General features: G+C 67.5%; 15 protein-coding genes. 5 read left to right on the top strand and 10 right to left on the bottom strand.

The genetic code is table 11. From position 1 onward, the window contains the following. Positions 1-53: 53 nt before the first annotated feature. The 5 genes from ACHQ4I_RS10780 to ACHQ4I_RS10760 all read right to left on the bottom strand — a co-directional run bounded on the left by ACHQ4I_RS10780 (position 54) and on the right by ACHQ4I_RS10760 (position 4557). Positions 54-1808: a sodium/solute symporter gene (locus ACHQ4I_RS10780; RefSeq protein WP_420771551.1), complete on the bottom strand. Its 1755-nt coding sequence runs from the start codon at positions 1806-1808 to the stop codon at positions 54-56. Continuing rightward, the gene (locus ACHQ4I_RS10775) at positions 1805-2023 is read right to left on the bottom strand and encodes a hypothetical protein (RefSeq protein ID WP_420771550.1); all 219 of its coding nucleotides are present in this window, start codon (positions 2021-2023) and stop codon (positions 1805-1807) included. Before ACHQ4I_RS10775 ends, ACHQ4I_RS10780 begins: the two co-directional genes overlap by 4 nt. Positions 2024-2027: 4 nt before the next feature. Continuing rightward, entirely contained in the window at positions 2028-2393 is a 366-nt protein-coding gene (locus ACHQ4I_RS10770) for a hypothetical protein (protein WP_420771549.1), read from the bottom strand. After that, positions 2390-3184: a LytR/AlgR family response regulator transcription factor gene (locus ACHQ4I_RS10765; protein ID WP_420771548.1), complete on the bottom strand. Its 795-nt coding sequence runs from the start codon at positions 3182-3184 to the stop codon at positions 2390-2392. The genes ACHQ4I_RS10770 and ACHQ4I_RS10765 overlap by 4 nt, the downstream gene beginning before the upstream one ends. Positions 3185-3357: 173 nt before the next feature. Then, positions 3358-4557: a histidine kinase gene (locus ACHQ4I_RS10760; RefSeq protein ID WP_420771575.1), complete on the bottom strand. Its 1200-nt coding sequence runs from the start codon at positions 4555-4557 to the stop codon at positions 3358-3360. Positions 4558-4996: 439 nt separating this feature from the next. Between ACHQ4I_RS10760 and dnaE the strand changes: the two genes are divergently transcribed. Beyond that, positions 4997-8548, top strand: a complete 3552-nt coding sequence (dnaE, locus tag ACHQ4I_RS10755) for a DNA polymerase III subunit alpha (protein ID WP_420771547.1) — start codon at positions 4997-4999, stop codon at positions 8546-8548. 25 nt (positions 8549-8573) lie between these two features. Here dnaE and ACHQ4I_RS10750 read toward each other — a convergent pair whose 3' ends face one another. Then, positions 8574-9188: a class I SAM-dependent methyltransferase gene (locus ACHQ4I_RS10750; protein WP_420771546.1), complete on the bottom strand. Its 615-nt coding sequence runs from the start codon at positions 9186-9188 to the stop codon at positions 8574-8576. A 108-nt stretch (positions 9189-9296) separates the two neighbouring features. Here ACHQ4I_RS10750 and treZ point away from each other — a divergent pair, with 108 nt between their 5' ends. Both treZ and ACHQ4I_RS10740 read left to right on the top strand, forming a co-directional pair. Continuing rightward, positions 9297-11021: a malto-oligosyltrehalose trehalohydrolase gene (gene treZ / locus ACHQ4I_RS10745; RefSeq protein ID WP_420771545.1), complete on the top strand. Its 1725-nt coding sequence runs from the start codon at positions 9297-9299 to the stop codon at positions 11019-11021. Between the two features lie 90 nt (positions 11022-11111). Continuing rightward, positions 11112-12362 (top strand): serine hydrolase domain-containing protein, encoded by a 1251-nt coding sequence (locus tag ACHQ4I_RS10740; RefSeq protein WP_420771544.1) that lies wholly within the window; start codon positions 11112-11114, stop codon positions 12360-12362. 62 nt (positions 12363-12424) lie between these two features. On the opposite strand, the gene ilvA is transcribed toward ACHQ4I_RS10740, so the two are convergent. Both ilvA and ACHQ4I_RS10730 read right to left on the bottom strand, forming a co-directional pair. Continuing rightward, positions 12425-13789, bottom strand: coding sequence for a threonine ammonia-lyase IlvA (ilvA, locus tag ACHQ4I_RS10735; RefSeq protein WP_420771543.1), 1365 nt, complete (start codon positions 13787-13789; stop codon positions 12425-12427). 85 nt (positions 13790-13874) lie between these two features. After that, complete coding sequence (locus ACHQ4I_RS10730; protein ID WP_420771542.1) at positions 13875-14309, bottom strand: nitroreductase family deazaflavin-dependent oxidoreductase; 435 nt, start codon at positions 14307-14309, stop codon at positions 13875-13877. Between the two features lie 86 nt (positions 14310-14395). Here ACHQ4I_RS10730 and ACHQ4I_RS10725 point away from each other — a divergent pair, with 86 nt between their 5' ends. Beyond that, positions 14396-14608, top strand: a complete 213-nt coding sequence (locus ACHQ4I_RS10725; RefSeq protein ID WP_420771541.1) for a hypothetical protein — start codon at positions 14396-14398, stop codon at positions 14606-14608. 423 nt (positions 14609-15031) lie between these two features. On the opposite strand, the gene ACHQ4I_RS10720 is transcribed toward ACHQ4I_RS10725, so the two are convergent. Next, positions 15032-17875: a helix-turn-helix transcriptional regulator gene (locus ACHQ4I_RS10720; RefSeq protein WP_420771540.1), complete on the bottom strand. Its 2844-nt coding sequence runs from the start codon at positions 17873-17875 to the stop codon at positions 15032-15034. 89 nt (positions 17876-17964) lie between these two features. Here ACHQ4I_RS10720 and ACHQ4I_RS10715 point away from each other — a divergent pair, with 89 nt between their 5' ends. Further along, a complete protein-coding gene (locus ACHQ4I_RS10715; RefSeq protein WP_420771539.1) occupies positions 17965-19146 on the top strand; it encodes a DUF2235 domain-containing protein in 1182 nt (393 codons plus the stop codon). Here the strand turns inward: ACHQ4I_RS10715 and treY are convergent. Continuing rightward, on the bottom strand, positions 19132-21570 hold the full coding sequence (gene treY / locus ACHQ4I_RS10710; RefSeq protein WP_420771538.1) for a malto-oligosyltrehalose synthase: 2439 nt from the start codon (positions 21568-21570) through the stop codon (positions 19132-19134). The two genes, ACHQ4I_RS10715 and treY, sit on opposite strands and share 15 nt — an antisense overlap. Positions 21571-21573: the final 3 nt, after the last annotated feature.

The raw sequence follows: 21573 nt of genomic DNA, 5'->3' as shown, positions 1-21573 counted from the left end.
AGGCCCTCGATTGTGCGGTGAACGGTCGGCTGGCCGCGACGAACGGTCGGCGGTCAGCTCGACCGCAGCACCCGCTCACGGTCGGCGCCCATGCCGAGCCGCTCGGGTGCGTGCATGCGGACGAAGATCCGCCCGACCCGGCGCGCGCTCTGCCCCCGCGTCAGCATGCTGACCAGGATCATCGCCGCGAATGCCAGTGGCACGCTGATCGCCGCGGGATAGCCGAGTACGGCGGCGAGCCAGCCGCCCGCGGGCCGATCGGAGATGCCGCCGGTCACCGATACCGCCGTCGCGCCACCCGCGGCCAGACCGCCGACGATCAGTCCGGTCGCCGCACCCTTCGCCGTCAGACCGCGCCACCAGATGCCCAGCACCAGCAGCGGGCACAGCGTCGAAGCGGCCACCGAGAAGGCCAGTGCGACAGTCCGGGACAGATCCAGCGACACCACCGTGAGCGAAAGACCAAGGGGCACAGCACCGGCGAACAATGCGGCGGCCCGGAAATCGCGAATCCGCCCGCGCAGCATATCGGTACTGAGCACGCCCGCGATGCTGACCAGCAGTCCGGACGAGGTGGACAGGAATGCCGCGATCGCACCCGCGGCCGCCAGCGCCGCCAGCAGCTGACCGGGCAGCCCCGCGAGCACCGATCCGGGCAGCAGCACCACCGCCGCGTCGGAGGTGCCGGTGATCAGCAGCTGCGGCACATACAGTCGCGCGAATACCCCGAGCAGAATGGGGAAGAGGTAGAACAATCCGACCAGGCCTATCACCGCGAGCGCGGTCGTGCGCGCCGCGCGGCCATCCGGATTCGTATAGAACCGCACCAGCACATGCGGAAGTCCCATGGTGCCCAGAAAAGTGGCGATGATCAGCGAATAGACCTGGTAGGTGGGATGGGTGCCGCCGAATCCGCCGCCGGGCGTCAGCCAGGCCGCGCCGTTGGTCGGTGCTCCGGCCACCACCGGCACGGCGGACCCGGCCTCCAGGGTCAGCTCGGTGCCCGCCGCCAGTTCGTGCGCACCCGGCGTCAGCAGGACCGGACCGTCCACCGCCCGATCGTCGAGCGTCCCGGTGATCGAAACCTGTTGCGGCGCACCGACCCGCACCACCACGCCGGTGCTGACATCCACCGTGGTGCGCTCGGTGACCACCGGGGGAGCGGGCGTGCCGAGCTCGCGATCCTCGGCCAGGAAATGTCCGAGCAGCACCAGCGCCGGAATCGCCACCGCGGTCAGCTTCAGCCAGTACTGGAAGGCCTGCACCAGCGTGATCGACCGCATGCCGCCGCCGGCCACATTCGCGATGATGATCGCGCCCACCGCCACCGCGCCGACCCATTTCGGCACATTCAGCAGAATGTGCAATGTCAGCCCCGCGCCCTGGAACTGCGGAATCAGGTAGACCCCGCAGACCAGCACCACCACGACCGCCGCCAGCCGGCGCAACCGCAGCGACTCGAGCCGGAATTCCGCGAAGTCCGGAACCGTATACGCCCCGGACCGCCGCAGCGGAGCCGCGACGAACAACAGCAGCCCGAGATATCCGGCGGTGAACCCGACCGGATACCACAGCGCGTCCGCACCGTACTTCGCGATCAGCCCCGCTACGCCGAGAAATGAAGCGGCCGAAAGGTATTCACCGGATATCGCCGCCGCATTCCAGCGCGGTCCGACACTGCGCGAGGCGACCAGGAAGTCGGAGGTGGTGCGCGCCAACCGAACACCGTAGACGCCGATGGCGACCGTGGCGAGCGCCGCGAACAGCAGCGCGAGCACCGTGAGCGCTGGGGCCGTCGCGGCGCTCATGGCATGCCTCGATATGGTCCGCCGACCGAGACCGGGGTGCTGCTGGGGCTCTGCTGGACGCGGGCCAGGATCGCCTCGAGCCGGATGCGTCCGCCGCTGTCGTGTTCGACGCCGAGTTCGGTCAGCGTGCGATAGGGCCGATGGGTTCGGGTTGGAATGGCTCGTGGATTCTCCGCAGGGCGACGGTTGGCCAGCGGTATTGCGGCACGCGACATCCAGTCAGTCCTCGGCCAATTCCAGGAAGTCCTGTTCGTTGCGTTCGGCCAGGCGCACATACAGTCGCCCGACGCCGTACAGCACCGGATACACGGCGACACCGAGCAGCAACCACGGCAGCCGGACCCCGAGCACGACGAACGAACCGGCCGAGCCGAGCCGGAAAAGCACCGGGAGCGAACACAATACGAGAACCATGACCAACCCCACCCGCAGCGCCAGCCCGAGCTGGGCCCGGATCAGCCCACCGATCAACGCCGCACCGATCTCGGTCTGCTCGACCACCTCCGTGCGGGTCCGCACCCGGCGCGCACCGCGGCGTTCGGCGAGTACAACGCGCTGGCGGGTCGGGCGCTGCGGTGTGGTCACGGATTCGTCCACTGCTGACGCGGCCCGTGCACGAGCCGCTGCTTCAGCTCCCGCACCTGCCGACGGCTGACCGGCAGTTCCACCGCCACGGCATTGCCGTCGGCGCGCAGCCGGACCACCGTCCCGTTGCCCACCGTGCGCAACCCGGTCACCAGCCGCAGCGCCACCAGATACGACCGGTGCACCCGCAGGAATCCGGCGTTCTCCCAGCGGGATTCCAACGCCGACAAGGGAATCCGCACCAGATGCGAGCCCGCGTTGGTATGCAGCCTGGCGTAATCGCCATCCGCCTCCACCCAGCTCACGCTCGACCGGTGCACCAAAGTGGTGACCCCGCCCAACTCCACCGGAATGACCTCGCTGGGATCGGCCTGCGGCAGCGCAACGGCCGGGGCGGCAATGCGCGCCCCGGCGATCCGTCGCACCGCCTCCACCAGTCGTGCCTCGCGCAGCGGCTTCAACAGATAATCCACCGCTCCGAGATCGAATGCCGCGATGGCCCGGTCGTCGTGTGCGGTCACGAAGACCACGGCGGGCGGATTGGCGAACTCCGACAGAATCCCCGCCAACTCCATCCCGTCCAACCCGGGCATATTGATATCGAGGAACACCGCATCGATCGGATGGGCCCGCATCAGCCGCAGCGCGCTGGTCGCATCACTGGCGTGGTGGATCTCCCCGACGCCCGGTTGTGCGCGCAACAAATAGACCAGCTCGTCCAGAGCGGGCTTCTCATCATCCACAGCGAGCACACGCAGCGCGGCCGCGGACTGGTCGGTGGTCCGGGTCACAGTCGTTCCATGGTAAACGCCGCGTCTCGAGCGGCGGTCCGGATGTCTACACCAGGGTCGATCGGCAGCGCACCCGGAGCCGGGGCGCACTTCACGTGCGTGTTCGTCGCGACGCTCGTGCGATGCGCAAGTGCTGTGACCAACAGGCGTGTGCCGCGACGCGGCTTGGGTGGTCAGGCCTGTATACCCGCGCGGAACTTGGGCACGCGCAGGCTCACCTTGGTGCCCGCACCCGGCGCGGTTTCCACGATCAACCCGTAGTCGTTGCCGAACGCGGCGCGCAGCCGGTCGTCGACATTGGCCAGACCCACATGCGCGGATTCACCGGAACCCGCAGGGCCGGTGCCGGTTTCGATGGCATCGAGCGCTCCGGAGCGCAGCAGATCCGGATCCATCCCGATCCCGTCGTCCTCGACGCTGATCACGCAGTCGGTGCCCGCATCGGCCGCGACAATGGTCACGGTGCCGCCACGCGCCGCCCCGGCCAAACCGTGTCGAACCGCGTTCTCCACCAACGGCTGTAGCGCGAGGAACGGCAGCGCGACCCCCAGTACCTCGGGCGCGATCTGCAACCGCACCTCCAGCGCGTCACCGAAGCGGGCCCGCTCCAGCGCCAGATACCGCTCGATATTGCGCAGTTCGTCGGACAGGACCGTGAATTCACCCGCGGCGCGGAACGAATACCGGGTGAAGTCCGCGAACTCCAGGATCAACTCGCGCGCCCGATCCGGATCGGTACGCACAAACGACGCAACGGTATTGAGCGCGTTATAGATGAAATGCGGGCTGATCTGCGCCCGCAACGCCCGCACCTCGGCCCGATCGAGCCGGGCCCGCGACGCGTCCAACTCCGCCAACTCCAGCTGCCCGCAGGCATATCGCGCCACCTCGGCGACCGCCCCCAGCCGCCCCGGCTCCGGCTTAGCGGTGGTCACCACCCCCAAAGCCCCTGCCACCCCGGCATTTTCGATGAGCAGCGGCTGCGCGATCAGCGTGCGCCCGGCGTGTTCGCCCCGGCCGGGCCCCGACACCAGCACCGGTCGTTCGGTCGCCATCGCCCGCCGGGCCGCGTCGGTGAACGGCTCGGCCAGATCCGAATGCGGCCCGTCCCAGGCCAGCAGCGTGCCGTCCGGATCGGCCACGCCCAACGCATCGGCCCCGGTGAGCGCCCGCAGATGCGGTGCGGCCTCCTGGGCGGACCGATCGTTCAAACCCTGCCGCAATGGCCGTGCGGCCAGCGACGCCGTATGCAGTGCGCTGTACACCGCCCGCTCGGCCGGAGTGGTCACCACCCGCCGCGTCCGCGACCACACCAGCAGCGCGCCGACGATCAAGACCGCGCCCGCGACGACCGCGACAACGGCGGTCGTCACCGCGCCCGCCCCGAACGCCTCAGCCACCTCATCGCCCGATTATCGCGGCGGACCACCGAATGCGACAGCGCCGATCGGGCGAGGGCACCAGCAGAATCAGCGCGGATCGAACCGACGGGAACCGTCAGAAGCCTCCGGCTCAGGCCGTTCGGCCGATCGTCGGGGGTGGCCGCGCTCGACAACGATTGGTCCGGTTCGAAATTCGTCTGGCGCAAGCGCGCTTGATCGAGGGCTCGCGTAGGGTCGAGCGATCCGCGGACCACCCCACTGTCGCGGAAATCGGACAGCCGCAATAGTGAGTCGCGAGACGCGCCGGTGATCTTCACCACCGACACGCCGAGCACCTGCGTCAGCGCGGCGCGGGAAGCCGAACTCGTCGGTGGGGACCCCTAGAATCGCTACACCAACCCCCGTCGAGACCTTGGGAGGAAGGACCGTCTTGGCCGCCTCGTCCGGATCGTTCGTTCACCTGCACAACCACACCGAGTACTCCATGCTCGACGGTGCCGCCAAGATATCTCCGCTCTTCGCCGAGGCAAAACGGCTGGGTATGACCGCGGTCGGCATGACCGACCACGGCAATATGTACGGGGCCTCGGAGTTCTACAACTCCGCCAAGAAGGCCGATATCAAGCCGATCATCGGCATCGAGGCCTACATCGCGCCGGGTTCCCGGTTCGACACCAAGCGCGTGCAGTGGGGTGATCCCAGCCAGAAGGGCGACGACGTCTCCGGCTCCGGCGCCTACACGCATATGACCATGGTCGCGGAGAACGCGACCGGCCTGCACAACCTGTTCAAGCTGTCCTCGCTCGCCTCGCTGGAGGGTCAGCTCGGCAAGTGGGCGCGCATGGACGAGGAGATCATCGCCGAGCACGCCGCGGGCATCATCGCCACCACCGGCTGCCCGTCGGGCGAGGTACAGACCCGCCTGCGTCTCGGTCACGACCGCGAGGCCCTGGAGGCGGCGGCCAAATGGCAGGAGATCTTCGGACCGGACAATTTCTTCCTGGAGATCATGGACCACGGCCTGTCCATCGAGCGCCGGGTCCGCGAGGGGCTGCTCGAGATCGGCAAAAAGCTCGGGATCCGGCCGCTGGCCACCAACGACTGCCATTACGTCACCAAGGACGCCTCGACCAATCACGAGGCGCTGCTGTGCATCCAGACCGGTAAAACCCTCAGCGACCCAACACGTTTCAAGTTCGACGGCGACGGCTACTACCTGAAGTCCGCGGAGGAGATGCGGGCGATCTGGGATATGGAGGTGCCCGGCGCCTGCGATTCCACGCTGTTGATCGCCGAGCGGGTGCAGTCCTACGACGAGGTGTGGCAGCACCGCGACCGGATGCCGATCTTCCCGGTGCCCGAGGGCCACGACCAGGCCAGCTGGCTGCGCCGCGAGGTCGACCTCGGGCTGGCGCGCCGCTTCCCGGACGGCGCGCCCCAGGAGTATCTGGACCGCGCGCAGTACGAGATCGGCGTCATCCTGGAGATGGGCTTCCCGGCCTACTTCCTCGTCGTCGGCGACCTGATCAACCACGCCCGCGAGGTCGGCATCCGGGTCGGTCCCGGCCGTGGTTCCGCGGCCGGTTCGCTGGTCGCCTACGCGCTCGGCATCACCAATATCGATCCGATCCCGCACGGTCTGCTCTTCGAGCGCTTCCTCAATCCCGAGCGCGTGTCGATGCCCGATATCGATATCGACTTCGACGATCGCCGCCGCGGTGAGATGGTCCGCTACGCGAGTGAGAAGTGGGGCTCCGATCGCGTCGCCCAGGTCATCACCTTCGGCACCATCAAGACCAAGGCCGCCATCAAGGACTCGGCGCGAGTGCTGTTCGGCCAGCCCGGTTTCGCCATCGCCGACCAGATCACCAAGGCGCTGCCGCCGCCGATCATGGCCAAGGACATCTCGGTGTCCGGCATCACCGATCCGGAGCACGAGCGGTACAAGGAGGCCGCCGAGGTTCGCGAACTCATCGCCAGCAATCCCGATGTCGCCAAGATCTACGAAACCGCGCGCGGCCTCGAGGGCCTGATCCGCAACGCGGGTGTGCACGCCTGCGCGGTCATCATGTCCTGTGATCCGCTCACCGACGCGATCCCGGTCTGGAAGCGGCCCCAGGACGGTGCGCTCATCACCGGCTGGGACTATCCGTCGTGCGAGGCCATCGGCCTGCTGAAGATGGACTTCCTTGGCCTGCGCAACCTGACGGTGATCGGCGACGCGCTGGAGAACATCCAGGCCAACCGCGGCGTCGACCTGGATATGGACCGGTTGCCACTGGACGATCCGCGTACCTACGAATTGCTCTCGCGCGGTGACACTCTCGGCGTATTCCAGCTCGATGGTGGGCCCATGCGCGATCTGCTGCGCCGCATGCAGCCGACCGCGTTCGAGGACATCGTGGCCGTCGGCGCGCTGTACCGCCCCGGCCCGATGGGCATGAACGCGCACAACGACTACGCCGACCGCAAGAACGACCGGCAAGAGGTCAAGCCGATCCATCCGGAGCTGGAGGAGCCGCTGAAGGACATCCTCGGCGAGACTTACGGCTTGATCGTCTATCAAGAGCAGATCATGCACGTCGCGCAGAAAGTGGCCGGGTACTCGCTCGGTCGAGCAGATATTCTGCGCCGCGCGATGGGTAAGAAGAAGGCCGAGGTGCTGGCCGCGGAGTTCGAGGGCTTCGAGGAGGGCATGCAGGCCAACGGGTATTCCAAGGCGGCCATCAAGGCGCTGTGGGACACCATCCTTCCGTTCGCCGGTTACGCGTTCAACAAATCGCACGCCGCCGCCTACGGCCTGATCTCCTACTGGACTGCCTATCTCAAGGCGAACTATCCCGCCGAATACATGGCCGCCCTGCTCACCTCCGTCGGCGACGATAAGGACAAGGCCGCGGTCTACCTGTCGGATTGCCGCCGCCTCGGCATCACCGTGCTGCCGCCGGATGTCAACGAATCGGAGCTGAACTTCGCCTCGGTGGGCAAGGACATCCGGTTCGGCCTCGGCGCGGTGCGCAATGTCGGCGCCAATGTCGTCACCTCGATCATCCAGGCGCGCAAGGAGAAGTCGAAGTTCACCGATTTCTCCGACTACCTGAACAAGATCGACGCCATCGCCTGCACCAAGAAGGTCACCGAATCCCTCATCAAGGCAGGCGGATTCGACTCGCTCGGACATCCGCGCAAGGGTCTTCTGCTGATCCACTCCGATGCCATCGACGCGGTGATGTCCACCAAGAAGGCCGAGGCGATCGGTCAGTTCGACCTGTTCGGCGGGCTGGACGACGGCGACGATTCGGTGGCCTCGGTCTTCAACGTGAAGGTGCCCGAGGAGGAGTGGGAGACCAAGCACAAGCTGGCGCTCGAGCGGGAAATGCTCGGCCTGTACGTATCCGGGCATCCGCTCAACGGCGTCGAACACGTGCTCGCCGCACAGGCGGATACGGCCATTCCGGCCATTCTCGAGGGCGATATCAAGGACGGCGCCCAGGTGACCATCGGCGGCATCCTCGCCTCGGTCAACCGCCGCATCAATAAGAACGGACTCGCCTGGGCCTCCGCCCAGATCGAGGATCTGACCGGTGGTATCGAGGTGCTGTTCTTCCCGCAGGCCTACTCGGTGTACGGCGCGGATGTGGTGGAGGACGCGGTCGTGCTGGTGAAGGCCAGGGTGTCGGTGCGTGACGACCGAATCTCGTTGATCGCCAACGATCTCGCCGTCCCCGACCTCTCCTCGATCGGAGTGGCCAAGCCGCTGGCGGTCGTCATGCCGACGCGCCTGTGCACGCCCGACAAGATCGGCGAACTCAAGCGCATCCTGTCCAGACATCCGGGTACCGCCGACGTCCACGTCCGCCATGTGGGCGCGCGCGACAATACGTCACTGTGGAAGCTGGATGACAGCCTGCGGGTTTCACCGTCCTCGGCCCTGATGGGCGACCTCAAGGCCCTGCTCGGCCCCGGCTGCCTCGCGGGTTAGTGCTGGATGTAGACGGCCGGTACGGCTATGGCGAGACCGCGACACCCAACGACAGTGCGGCAATGAACTTGGGTCCGTCGGCGTAGAACTCGTCGAGCTCGCGGATCTCGAATCCGGCGGCCTCGATGATCCCGCGGATATCCCGGTCGAGATTGCAGCCGCCCGCGATGGCCTTCTCGATCGGATTCAGGCGGTGCTGCCAGGTCTGGACGCCGGGATCCGGTGCCAGCCCGTGTTCGACGAAGTGCAGGGTGCCGCCCGGGACGAGCACCCGGCGCACCTCGGCCAGCGCGGACGCGATGTCCGGAATGGTGCACATCGTCCAGGTCGAGAGGGCGGAATCGAAGCTGTTATCGGCGAAGGGCAGCGATTGGCCGTCGAGTCCGGCGCGTTCGACCGGCACGGTGGCCTCGGCCAGCCGTTTGCCCGCCAGCCGCCACCCGAGGTCGGCGGGTTCGACCGCGCTGACGGAGTCGACGGCGGCCGGATAGAAGGGGATGTTCAGCCCGGAGCCGAAGCCGATCTCCACGACACGTCCGTGCAGCTCGGCGCAGGCACGCTTGCGCTGCGGATTGTTGAACTTGGCCCCGCAGGCCAGATTGACCAGCCGCGGCACGACCTGATCGCCGTAGATTCCCACACCCCCACTGTGTCAGGGTGATCGTGTCGTGGGCAATGGTCAGTAAGACGAAGGTTACCCACGGGATGCCGACAGGCCGCCCGGTGCGTGACATGCGATGCTGGCTCGGTGACCTTGTTCGAGGTGTGGGCCCCGCGGCCGGACCGGGTGCGGGTCGAGGTGGACGGCACTACGCACCCGATGACCAGGTCCGCCGACGGTTGGTGGCGAGCCGAGGTGCCCGCCGCGCCCGGCACGCGCTACGGCTACCTGCTCGACGATGATCCGACCGTCCTGCCCGATCCGCGCTCGGCCAGACAGCCCGACGGCGTGCACGGCCGCTCGGCACTGCACGCCCTCGACCCGGCCGGGTGGACCGATGCGGGCTGGACCGGCCGGCCGCTGGCGGGCGCGATCCTGTACGAACTGCACCTGGGCACGTTTACTCCCGAGGGCACCTTCGACGCCGCCATTGAACGCCTCGACCACCTCGTCGGACTCGGCGTCACCATGGTCGAGCTGATGCCGGTCAACGCCTTCGACGGCACCCACAACTGGGGCTATGACGGCGTGCTGTGGTATGCGGTCCACGAGCCCTACGGCGGCCCCGACGGGCTGCAGCGCTTCGTGAACGCCTGCCACGCAAGGGGTTTGGCGGTCGCGCTCGATGTCGTCTACAACCATCTCGGCCCCTCGGGTAACTACCTGCCCCGCTTCGCGCCGTATCTGACCGATGGCCGCAACACCTGGGGTCAGAGCCTCAATCTGGACGGACCAGCCTCGGATCCCGTGCGCCGCTTCATCATCGACAACGCACTGCGCTGGCTGCGCGACTTCCACATCGACGCACTGCGGCTGGATGCCGTGCACGCCCTGGTCGACCGCACCGCCACCCACCTACTCGCCGAACTGGCCGCCGAGGCCGAAAGCCTTGCCGCACATGTGCGTCGGCCGCTGTCGCTGATCGCGGAGAGCGACCTCAATGATCCGCGGCTCATCACCCCGCGTGCGGCGGGCGGATACGGCCTGACCGGCCAGTGGAACGACGATCTGCACCACGCCGTGCATACTGCGGTGTCCGGTGAACGTCAGGGCTATTACGCCGATTTCGGCTCGTTGCGCTGTCTGGTACACACACTGACACACGGATTCTTCCACGCCGGAACATACTCCAGCTTCCGTGGCCGTATCCACGGCCGGCCCATGGATACGCGGCTGATCCCGGCAAGCGCGTTACTGGCCTACACCTGCACCCATGATCAGATCGGCAATCGGGCGATCGGGGACCGGCCCAGCGCGTATCTGACCGACGGGCAGTTGGCGATCAAGGCCGCCCTGGTGCTGTTCTCGGCGTACACGCCCATGCTGTTCATGGGGGAGGAGTGGGGCGCGCGCACCCCGTTCCAGTTCTTCACCGCGCATACCGATCCGGTGATCGGGGCCGCCACGGCGTCCGGACGCAAGACCGAATTCGCCGAACACGGCTGGGATGCCGACGAGGTGCCGGATCCGCAGGACCCCGAAACCTTCCTGCGCTCGAAGCTCGATTGGTCCGAACTCGAGCAGGATCGACACAGTCGGCTACTTTCCTGCTATCGAAGACTGATCGGTTTGCGGCGCGCACGTGCCGAAATCGCCGACCCTTGGCTCACCCGTCTCGGCGTCGACTATGACGAGAATGCTGGCTGGATCGCGGTGCGACGCGGCCCGTTGACATTGCTGTGCAATCTATCCGAAGAGCAGGTCACAGTGCCTATTGCCGGTGTTTCCGTGCTGTCGTGGGAGCCTGCGACCGAAGGCGTTTCCGCGACGGAGATACCGGGCCACTCCTTCGTGATACTCGAGAGCACATAGCGAAGCCCGGGGATTGCCGCGACCTCACTGAATGTAACTGTCCGAGACACAATCATTGCCGAGCGCGATCGGCGCCATTACCGTTGATATATGAGCAACGTGGCTTCACCCGGGGACCTAGCGGATCTCCCCGATGGGGTGGGTGGCAGCGCCGCCGCCGAATTCGCACCATTGGCACGCGCATTCGCGAAGGTCTTCGGGCACCGCCGGGGGGCGGGCGGCGCCTTGGCCGTGCATCTGCACGGCGAGCCCCTGGTCGACATCTGGACCGGCAGCGCGGGTGACGCGCCCTGGACCCAGGACACCGGATCGATCATCTTCTCCGCGACCAAGGGCGTCACCGCCACGGTCATCCACCGATTGGCCGATCGCGGTCTGCTCGACTACGAGGCGCCGGTGGCCGAGTACTGGCCGGAATTCGGTCAGAACGGCAAGGGTGACATCACCATTCGTCAGGTGATGACCCACAGTGCCGGACTCGGCGGACTCAACCCGATCGCTGCCGGACTCGAGGATGTGCTCGACCATCAGCTGATGGAGGAACGCCTCGCCGCCGCCAAGCCCGATCACCTGCTCGGCACTCCGGCCTATCACGCGCTCACCTTCGGTTGGCTGCTCGCCGGACTGGCCCGTGCCGTCACCGGCCAGGGGATGAGCGAGTTGTTCCGCATCGAGGTCGCCGAGCCGCTCGGCATCGACGGCATCCACCTCGGCAAGCCGCCCGCCCATTCGTCGACTACCTATGCGCCGCTGGCGGGCACCCAGCTGAGTCTGATCGGAAAGCCGATCAGCACAAAGGTTTTGGGCCTCAGCTATGGTCTGCCCGGTGCGCTCGGCGCGGCCGCCCGATGCCTGTTCCTACCCGGGCTGGAGACCATTCTGGAGGGTGAACTGCCGCCGATCCTGCACACCGAACTCGGTGCGGGCAATGGCGTCTGCACCGCCCCGGCGCTGGCCACCATGTACGGCGCGCTGGCCAATGAAGGTATGGCCGACGGTGTGCAGTACCTGACACCGCGAACCATCGAGGCGCTGAGCCGGATTCGGACCTTCCGTCTGGACCGCGCACTCTTCTACGCGCCGATGCTCTGGCATCTGGGCTACCACTCGCTGCCGATGCCCGGCGCACGCGGCGGTTTCGGCCATATCGGCCTCGGCGGTTCCTTCGGCTGGGCCGAGCCGCGCCTCGGGCTGTCGGTCGGATTCGTGCACAACCGACTCTCGGCGGGGCAGTTGAGCTTCGATCAGGCCTCGGCCGCATGGCTGTTGCCGATGGTCATGGCGGGTCTGCGCACGACGCGCCGGGCCGCCGCTCCGATGGAGACGCCCGAGGCCGCGTGATCGGCTGAAAGACCGGCCGCGCGGACAATGTCCCCGCGGCCGGTTTCGCTGTTCAGGTCGGATCAGGTGAGGTAACGGTAGGCCGGGGAACCCGGCTCCAGGCGTTCGCACTGGATCGGCGAATCGTCCATCCGCGCCAGCAGCGGGCCGAGTCCGTCCGGTGCGCCGAGTTCGATGCCGACCAGCGCCGCACCGGTTTCCCGGTTGTTGCGCTTGACGTACTCGAACAGGGTGATGTCGTCATCGGGACCGAGCACCTCGTTCAGGAACCGCCGCAACGCGCCCGGTTCCTGCGGGAAGTCCACCAGGAAATAGTGCTTCAGGCCGCGGTGCACCAGCGAACGCTCGATGATCTCGCCGTAGCGCGAGACATCGTTATTGCCACCGGATACCAGGCAAACCACCGTGGATCCCGGCTCGACAGCGATCTCGGCCAACGCCGCCACCGACAGCGCGCCCGCGGGTTCGGCGATGATGCCCTCGTTCTGGTACAGGTCCAGCATGGTGGTGCAGATCGCGCCCTCGTCGACCTGCATCATCTGGAAAGCGCCAGCGCCCCTTGGAGATTCGGTCGCGGTCAGCAATGGCAGCGAGGCATGTGAGACCACTCTGCCGCCGAATGCGGCGATCGCGGTGTAAGGCACCTGGCCGATCCGGCGCACCGCGGCGCCGTCGACGAAGGGATCGATCTCGGGCAGCGTCACCGGGCCGCCCGCGACCAAGGCGGCGGTCATCGAGGCCGCACCAGCCGGTTCGACGCCGAGAATGCCGGTGCTCGGCGAGCGCTTGCGCAGGTAGGTGCCGACGCCCGCCAGGCAGCCGCCGCCGCCGACCGGAATGACCACCAGATCGGGGGTCCGGCCGCCGAGCTGTTCCAGGATCTCCGGGGCGATGGTGCCCTGTCCGGCCGCGGTACGGGCATCGTCGAACGGCGGCACCATAGTCGCACCGGTGCGTCGGACATCGTCGGCGGCGGCCGCGGCGGCCGCGTCATAGGTTTCCCCGACCGCGATCAGCTCGACGTATCGTCCGCCGTGCACCCGGATGCGGTCGCGCTTCTGCTTCGGCGTGGTGGTCGGGACGTAGATGCGGCCCGTGATACCCATCGCATTGCAGGCGAAGGCCACGCCCTGGGCGTGATTGCCCGCACTGGCCGCGACCACCCCCGCGGCCCGCTCGGACTCGGTGAGCTGCACGATCAGGTTGTAGGCGCCGCGCAGCTTGTAGGAACGCACGGCCGTGAGGTCCTCGCGCTTGAGGTAGACCTGCGCCCCGGTCAGCGCGGAAAGCCGGGGGCTGTGCTGCAACGGGGTCGGCTCGATAATCTCGGCAATTCGCTTGGCGGCGGCGTCGATCTCGTCCGCGCTGAGCGCGGGACGAGAAGTGGACTGGTCGAGAAGGTCAAGCGGATTGGACACCCGAAACATGCTGCCACCCGCCGCGTCGGCCGGACGCGGCGGGTCGGCGTCGGGGCTGGCAAACGACCGCTTTCGCGGCCGCCTTCGACCGGATTTACCGCGGCGTCAGGACGAAAACCGGAATTTCACGGGTCGTCTTGGTCTGATAGCCCGCGTAATCGGGCCAGACCGCGACCGCCCGCTCCCACCACAGCGCCTTCTCCTCGCCGAAGACCTCGCGCGCGGTGTAATCCTTGTTCACGGTGCCATCGCGCAGCTCGACATGCGGCTCGGCCTTGATATTCCAGTACCAGACGGGATGCTTCGGCGCGCCGCCCAGCGATGCGACGATCGCGTACTCGCCGTCGTGCTCGACCCGCATCAGCGCGGTCTTGCGCAGCAGACCGGTCTTCGCGCCCTTGCTGGTCAGGACGACGACGGGCTTGCCCTGCAGAGTCAGACCCTCGGTGCCGCCGGAATTCTCGATCTGCTCGGCCTGCTCACGGGCCCAATCGGATGTACTCGGTGCGTATTCACCTGTCAATGGCATGACATCGGCAACACCACCGACCCTGTCACTGTTCCCGCCACAAATGTTCGGTAGCCCGAACTTCCCAATCCGTGTAGCCTGACGCCATGGCAGTGGTTCACCCGGCCCGCCCCGCAGCGGTAGACATCGCGGGCAGCGCATGGCCGATGTACAAGCTCGAGGCGCTCAGCCTCGGCTTCATGATCTGCCTCGTGCTCGCACTGATCACCGGATCACTCCAAATCGCGGTCCTAGCCGCCGCCGCCATCGCGACAGCCCGCTGGGTCATAGGCCACATCACCACACGCCGCAGCACATAACGACCCCATCCCACGCCGCCGAGCGCAGTCCAATGGCGGCACGGGCTTTCAGGCGCAGTCGAAAGGCGGCTCCAAACCCCACCCACAACCACCACTCAACCCCCCTCGAAACGCTCGAGAACGCAACCACAGCCAGTCGACCAAGCTGGAAGCCACGGGCCTGCCCACCCGACTGCGGGAGGTAAGTCGGGTACGGCACCCGACGCGCCCAGCACTGCACCGGCAAAACCACGGAACGCCAAACCATCCGGGTCGAGCACCCTCTGGGAGTCGGTGCAGAACAACAGGACCTACCGCAGCCCACCCAACCCGAACGCCACCACCCACCCCCTCAGTTGGACATGTGATCACGTGGAATCTGTGGCGGCATCGCCCGAGAAGCCCCCGCCACCAGTGCCACCTGATCTTGATCGCTGCGGGGACTTAGGCCTCGTCCAAGGGGAGGTCGGGGAGTTCGGTGCGGGAGAGGACGCCGAGCTTGGGGTAGGCCTTGTAGAGGTGGTGACCTACGGTGCGCGGGCTGAGGAAGAGTTGGGCCGCGATGTCCCGGTTGGACATGCCCTGGGCGGCGAGGCGGACGATTTGCAGCTCTTGCGGGGTCAGACGGGCGAGGACGCCGGTGGTCGGGCGGGTGGCGGCGCCGACGCCGAGGGCGGCGAGTTCGGTGCGGGCACGGTCGGCCCATGGGGCGGCGTCGAGGCGGTCGAAGGTTTCCAGGGCGGGCTGGAGTTGGTTGCGTGCCTCGGTCTTCCGGCGGTTGCGGCGTAGCCATTCGCCGAAGAGCAGTTGGGTTCTCGCCTGTTCGAAGGGGCGGCCGCCGCGCTCCAGCGCTGCTTGAAAGTGCTTCTCCGCCTTATCTTCCGGCGCGGTCAGTGCCATACAGCGCTGGACAAGGGCGCCGACCCATTCCTGCTGCGAGGCCACGGCCCAAGTCTGTAGTCGACCCAGTGCGTCACCCGCCCGCTCCGGGCTGCCCAGGCGCACCGCCGCCTCGATCAGGTCGGGCAGGGCGCGCAAACCGATCACGTGGTGGCGGGCGGGTTCTACGGTGAGCAACTCCAGCCGCGAGAGCGCGCTGTCGACCTTGCCCTGGCCCAGCTCGAGCACGCCGAGCGCCGCCAGCGTCCACGGCGCGCCAGGGGCCGCGGCGCCGCCGAGTTCTTCGGCGAGCGCGCGGTCTACGAACTCACGGCAGTCCTGCTCGCGCCCTTCGAGGGCGGCCAGATAGGCGAGATAGCTCGACATCTGGCTGATCCAGTGCCGCTGCCCGATGTCCTGGGCGATCCGCAGGCCCTCGGTCGCGGCAATACGGCCCTCGCGGGGTCGGCCGAGGAACAGTTCGGTCTCGGCGCGGAAGAACAGCAGGGTCGGCAGCAGGGCGATGCGACCCTGTTCACGGCATTCGGCGATGAGGGTCGCGGCCAGCTCCGCGGCCTGCTCGTCCTGGCCGACGACCATGCCGGTGCCGCACATCTGCACCAGATCGCGCGGGCTGTCCGCGCCATTGCGCCGGGCCGCGGCGGCCGCGTCGCGCAGGTCGATGGTGAATCGGCCGTCGATACCGGCGACCGTGTAGCTGGCGATGGGCGCCATCGGCTCGGATTCGGGCAGGATCAGGGCGTTGATGTGCGCGGCGACCTCCGCCAGTTCCGGTGCGCCGAGATACCAGGCCGTGTGCACCGCCTGCATGAGGATGCGGGCGGCGCGTGCCGGATCGTCGGCGCGCACCAGGTCGGCGCCCGCCAGCAGCAGCCGGTGCGCCGAGAGTGGTTTGCCCGCACCGAATTCCGCCGTGGCCCGGACCAGATCGAGTCGGGCGCAGAGCATCCGGTCGGTTGTCTGGTTGGCCGCACGGTCGGCCAGGCGGCTCGCGCGATCCAATTGTCCGGCCTCGCCGGCGGTTTCGGCGGCCGAAACCAGTCGGCGCACGCGAGCGGCGGCGTCGGTGCTCAAGCCGGCCGCGCGCTCGTAGGCGGCAACCGCCCCGGAGAAGCCGCTGCGGCGCCGGGCGCGATCGGCGGAGTCCTCTAGGGCGGCGGCGGTGGTTTCGTCCGGTCCCGTCGCCGCCGAGGCCAGATGCCAGGCGCGCAGATCGGCGTTCTCGGGTTCGGTCGACGCGGCGGCGAGGGCGGCGTGGGCGGTGAGACGTTGGGTCAGCGGCGCACCCTGGTAAACGGCCGAGCGCAGCAGGGGATGGCGGAACCGCACGGTCAGTCCGTCGCTGCGGACGAGTCCGGCGTCGGCGGCGGGTTGCAGATCCGGCAGGCGCGCGCCGAGTCCGTCGGCGGCGCGCAGCACCGTGGTGAGATCGTCGGTGCCCGCGGCGGCGGCCACCAGCAGCAACGTCCGTGTGGCGGCGGGGAGCCTGCTCACTTGGCCGTGGAAGGCGACCTGCAATCGCTGTGTCAGCGGTAGGGGATTGGGCCCGCTCGTATGGCCGGATCCCGTTGCCTCGGCGGCCAATACGGCGGGCAGCTCTTGCAGCGCGAGCGGATTACCGCCCGCCTCGGCGAGCAGCCGATACCGGATGGCGGGCGCCAACTCCGGACCTCGGCTGTCCACCAGCGCGGCCGCCGACTCCTGCGTCAAACCGGTCAGCACCAGTTCGGGTAGTCCGGGCGCGGGAAAATCCTGCTCGCCGGTCCGCGTCGCGAAGATCATCACCACCCCCTCGGCATCGAGCCGCCGCGCCGCGAACAGCAGCGTCTCCGCCGTCGCCCGATCCAGCCAATGCGCGTCGTCGATCAAACACAGCAGCGGCCCCTCCTCCTCGGCCAGCAGGGATAACACCGCCAATCCGATCAGCATCCGATCCGCCGGATCGTGGTGTGCCAGCCCGAAGGCCCCGCGCAGCGCATCGCGCTGCGGCGCGGGCAGCCCGTCGACCAGCGCCATCCCCGGCTTGATCAGCAAATGCAGCCCCGCGAACGGCAACTCCGCCTCGGACTCGATACCGGCGCTGCGCACCGACGCAATCCCTTGCGCCGCCGCATAATCCAGCAGCGCCGTCTTCCCGATGCCGGGTTCCCCACGCAGCACCAGCGCCCCACTGCGGCCCAACCGTGCCTGCTCGAGAAGCCGATCGATCTGTGCTTGTTCGGCTTGTCTTCCATGGAGCATCTGCTCACCGTAACCGTTGTCCGCGGCGTTGCTCGATCGGATAACGGGCCGCATCGCGGTGTTCTGCGACACCACCCGGTTGTAGCCGCGCCAGGATACTCGCGAAAGTCCCGTCCGGCGCGCGTCCTTTCCATTGAAAGACGACATTTTCATTAACGTTCCCGGTTGGGCCGTCGATGATTCGGGTAGTCGAGTACGCAGGTTTCGACGGTAATCGGGGCGGAGGATCGCTACCTATGAAACGACTGGTGGTCTGCTGCGACGGCACTTGGAAGGCCGAATCGAGCAGCACGGTATCGAATATCATCAAGATCGCGCAGACGATCCGGTACGAGGCGCCGGGACCGTCGGGGGAGCCGATCCAGCAGTGGGTCAGCTATGTTTCCGGGCCGGGTGCCCGCGGCTTCCTGGCCGACCGCCTGATGGGCGGTGCGTTCGGGCTCGGACTCGAGGCGAATCTGTCCTCGGCGTACTGGCATCTGGCGTTGAACTGGCAGCCGGGCGATGAGATCTACATCTTCGGTTTCAGCCGCGGCGCCTTCACCGCACGCAGCCTGGCCGGTCTGATCGGCCGCATCGGGATCATGACGCCCGATGCCATGATCGAGGGAAAGTACCCGCAGGCCTTGCGGATTCACCATCAGCCCGCGCCGATGCGGACACCGGAGAACCCGGATCCGAAGGAACCACAGGAGTGGATCGACTTTCGCAAGGAGAACTGCTGGGACGGGCCCGCCAAGATCGACTTCATCGGCGTCTTCGATACCGTCGGCGCGCTCGGCGTGCCCGGACTGACCTCGCTGCGGCATCGGTTCCACGATGTGAAGCTCGGACGCAACGTTTACTGCGCGCGCCAGGCCCTTGCCCTCGACGAGCGGCGCCGCAATTTCGAACCGTGCCTCTGGGAGGTGCCGATCGAACCGGATGTGAAGTACTCCCGCCACTACGACCGCGTCAAGCAGGTGTGGTTCGAGGGCGTGCACAGCGATATCGGCGGCGGCTACCGACAATGCGGGCTGTCCGACATCACGTTGCGCTGGATGGTGGCCGAGGCGGAGGCCGTCGGGCTCGTCTTCGACCGGGAGCGGCTGGAGGGTCTGGCCGAGCGCTGCCGGGCCCAGGAAAACCATATGGAGCTGCACAGGTCCCTGGGCATCGGATACCGAATCCTCAACGTGCTGCGCACCATTCGCCAGCCGATGAATCCGCGCTTCTACTGGGACTCCTGGCGGCGGCTGTACACCGATGGGGACCGGGGCGTTCGCCTGGCCTCCACCGTGCACGACGCCACCGGATACCGGCCTATGAATCTGCGGCGCTGGCTGCACGATCACGACGGGACGGTGCCCGAGACGCTGATCGAGAAGACCAGCACGGCCACCGCGATCGCACCGGAGGAACCCTCAGCGCACCAGTAGCGCCACCGGCAGTCGGGCGAACAGCTTCTCCAATCGGGCCCGGCCCTGGAAGGTGTGACCGGTGAGCCGGTCGGTCCAATTGCCCTGCGGCAGCTCCAATGTCGTGTCGCCCCACCCGGTTTCGGCCAGACCGAGGCTGTGCCGGGTGGCCGCCACGATCACCTCGGGCGTCTCACCGGCGCGGCCGCGCGCGTAGGCGACCAGCCTGCTCTCCTGCTCGCCGGTGGCGAACAGCGGCAGATAGGTGCCGCCCACGAAACAGTCCGGACGTTCGCGGCGCAGCCACAGCGCATAGGCGACGATCCACATCTTGGCCGCGCCGGTGGTGTCCAATGCCGGTGTGCCGGTGAGCGATTGCAGCAGTCCGGCGCGGGCGGCGAAGTCCACCGGACACCGGTTGTCCGGATCGACGAGCGTGTCCTCCCACAGTTCGCAGCCCTGATAGATATCCGGAATCCCGGGCCCGCACAGCTGCAGCAGTTTCTGCGACAGCGAATCCGACCAGGCGTGCGGCGCGAGTTCGTGTACCAGATCACCGATTTCGGAGCCGACCGGACCGTCGATCACCGCGTCCAGCCAGCCGTGCACCTTCTTCTCGAACTCGGAATCCGGTTCCTCCCAGGAGCTATGGACTCCGGCCTCGCGGATCGCCTTCTCCGCGAACAGATGCAGCCGCTCGCGCAACCCGGCCACCGACGAGGCGGGACGGCCGTCGGCGGGCCAGATGCCGAACATGTTCTGCAACAGGAACAGTGTCGTCGCGCCGTCGGGACCCGGTGTGATGTCCTGCCAGGATTCGACGGCGCGCGCCCAGGTCTCCGCGGCCTGGGACAGCACCCCGATCCGCGCCCGCACATCCTCGCCGCGCTTGGTGTCGTGGGTCGAGAGCGTGGTCATGGTGGCCGGCCAGCGCAGTGCGCGTTCGCTATTGGAGAGGTGGAATTCGTTGAGCGAGTGGCCGAATCGCGCCGGATTGCCGCCCACCTCTTGCAGCGAGACCAGTCGTGCCGCCTGATAGAACATGGTGTCCTCGACGGCCTTGGCAGTGATCGCGCCGCAGACCTGGCTGAATCGCACAGCCGCCTCACCGTCGGTGGCCAGCGCGGCCACCAGCACGCTCAGCGGCACGGTGAGTTCGCTATTGCGCTTCTCCACCTCGGCGACCACCGCACCGGTCATACCCGCCAGTGGCGCGTAATCCACCCGGTATACCGGCATGAAGGCCAGCACCTCGATGGTGGCATTGGTCAATGCCATGGTGTCGAAGCTCTCGGCGTGCGCGTCGCGCTTGATCGCGGCGACCAGGCGCCGGATCTCCGGGGCCAGAATGTTCTCCGCCACCGCGCGTTTGATCCGATGTTCGGTTTCGCCGACCCAGGCGCGGTCGCTGCCGTGTCCGGCGAGTTTGCGCGACAGTTCGGTCAGCGCCGGTTCGCCGTCGGGGTGGATCAGCACGCCGCCGTAGTCGGACAGGGCGTCGTAACCGGTGGTGCCGTCGACCGGCAGGGTGGCGTCCAGCGGTTCGCGGTTGGCGAGGATCTTTTCGACAAGCAGTAGCCGGTGTGGGCCGATGAGCCGACGCAGCTTCGTCAGATATGCGGCGGGATAGGACAATCCGTCCGGATGGTCGATCCGGACGCCGTCGATGAGATCGTGCTCACACCAGGCCGCCAGTTCCCGATGGGTGATCTCGAAGACCTCGGGATCCTCCTGACGCACCGCGGCCAGGCTGCTGACCGCGAAGAACCGCCGATAGGTGCACAACCCGGCCTTCCAGCTGACCAGCCGGTAGTGCTGTTTGTCGTGGATGCGCAGCGCGTTATCACCGTCGGTGCCCGCCGCGATGGGGAAGCGCAGATCATGCAGCGCCAGCATCGGTTCCGAACCGGATCGATCGACCGTCAGTGCGGCCGGATCGTTTTCGCTCTGCAACACCGGCAGCGCCAGCCGCCCGCCCGCCCCGTTGCCCGCGCTCCAGTCGATATCGAAGAAGTGCGCGAACTTCGATTCGCGCCCGTTGCGCAGTACATCCCACCACCACGGGTTCTGCCTGGGATCGGCGACGCCGACATGGTTGGGCACCAGGTCCACGATCAAACCCATACCGCGGCTGCGCACTTCGTCCGAGAGCGCCTTGAGTCCGGCCGGGCCGCCGAGGGCGGCCGAGACCGTGGTGGGGTCGGTGACGTCGTAGCCGTGTGCCGACCCGGCCGTCGCGGTGAGGATCGGCGACAGGTACAGATGCGAAATCCCCAACTGCTGTAGGTATTCCGCGATCGCGCGGGCATCGATGAAGGTCAAGGCGTCGGGGCGCAGCTGGAGTCGGTAGGTGCTGCGGATCGGGGTCTGCCGGGCCGTGGTGCGGCCGCGGGAGATGGGATCGGTGTGATAAGTGTGCGTCTCGATCTTGTGGGTCTCGGTCATCGG

It is taken from the genome of Nocardia nepalensis, from assembly GCF_048910785.1.
Lineage (GTDB): Bacteria > Actinomycetota > Actinomycetes > Mycobacteriales > Mycobacteriaceae > Nocardia > Nocardia nepalensis.
Note: the sequence above shows the minus strand (reverse complement) of the source record. Positions and strands in the feature narration are given on the sequence as shown.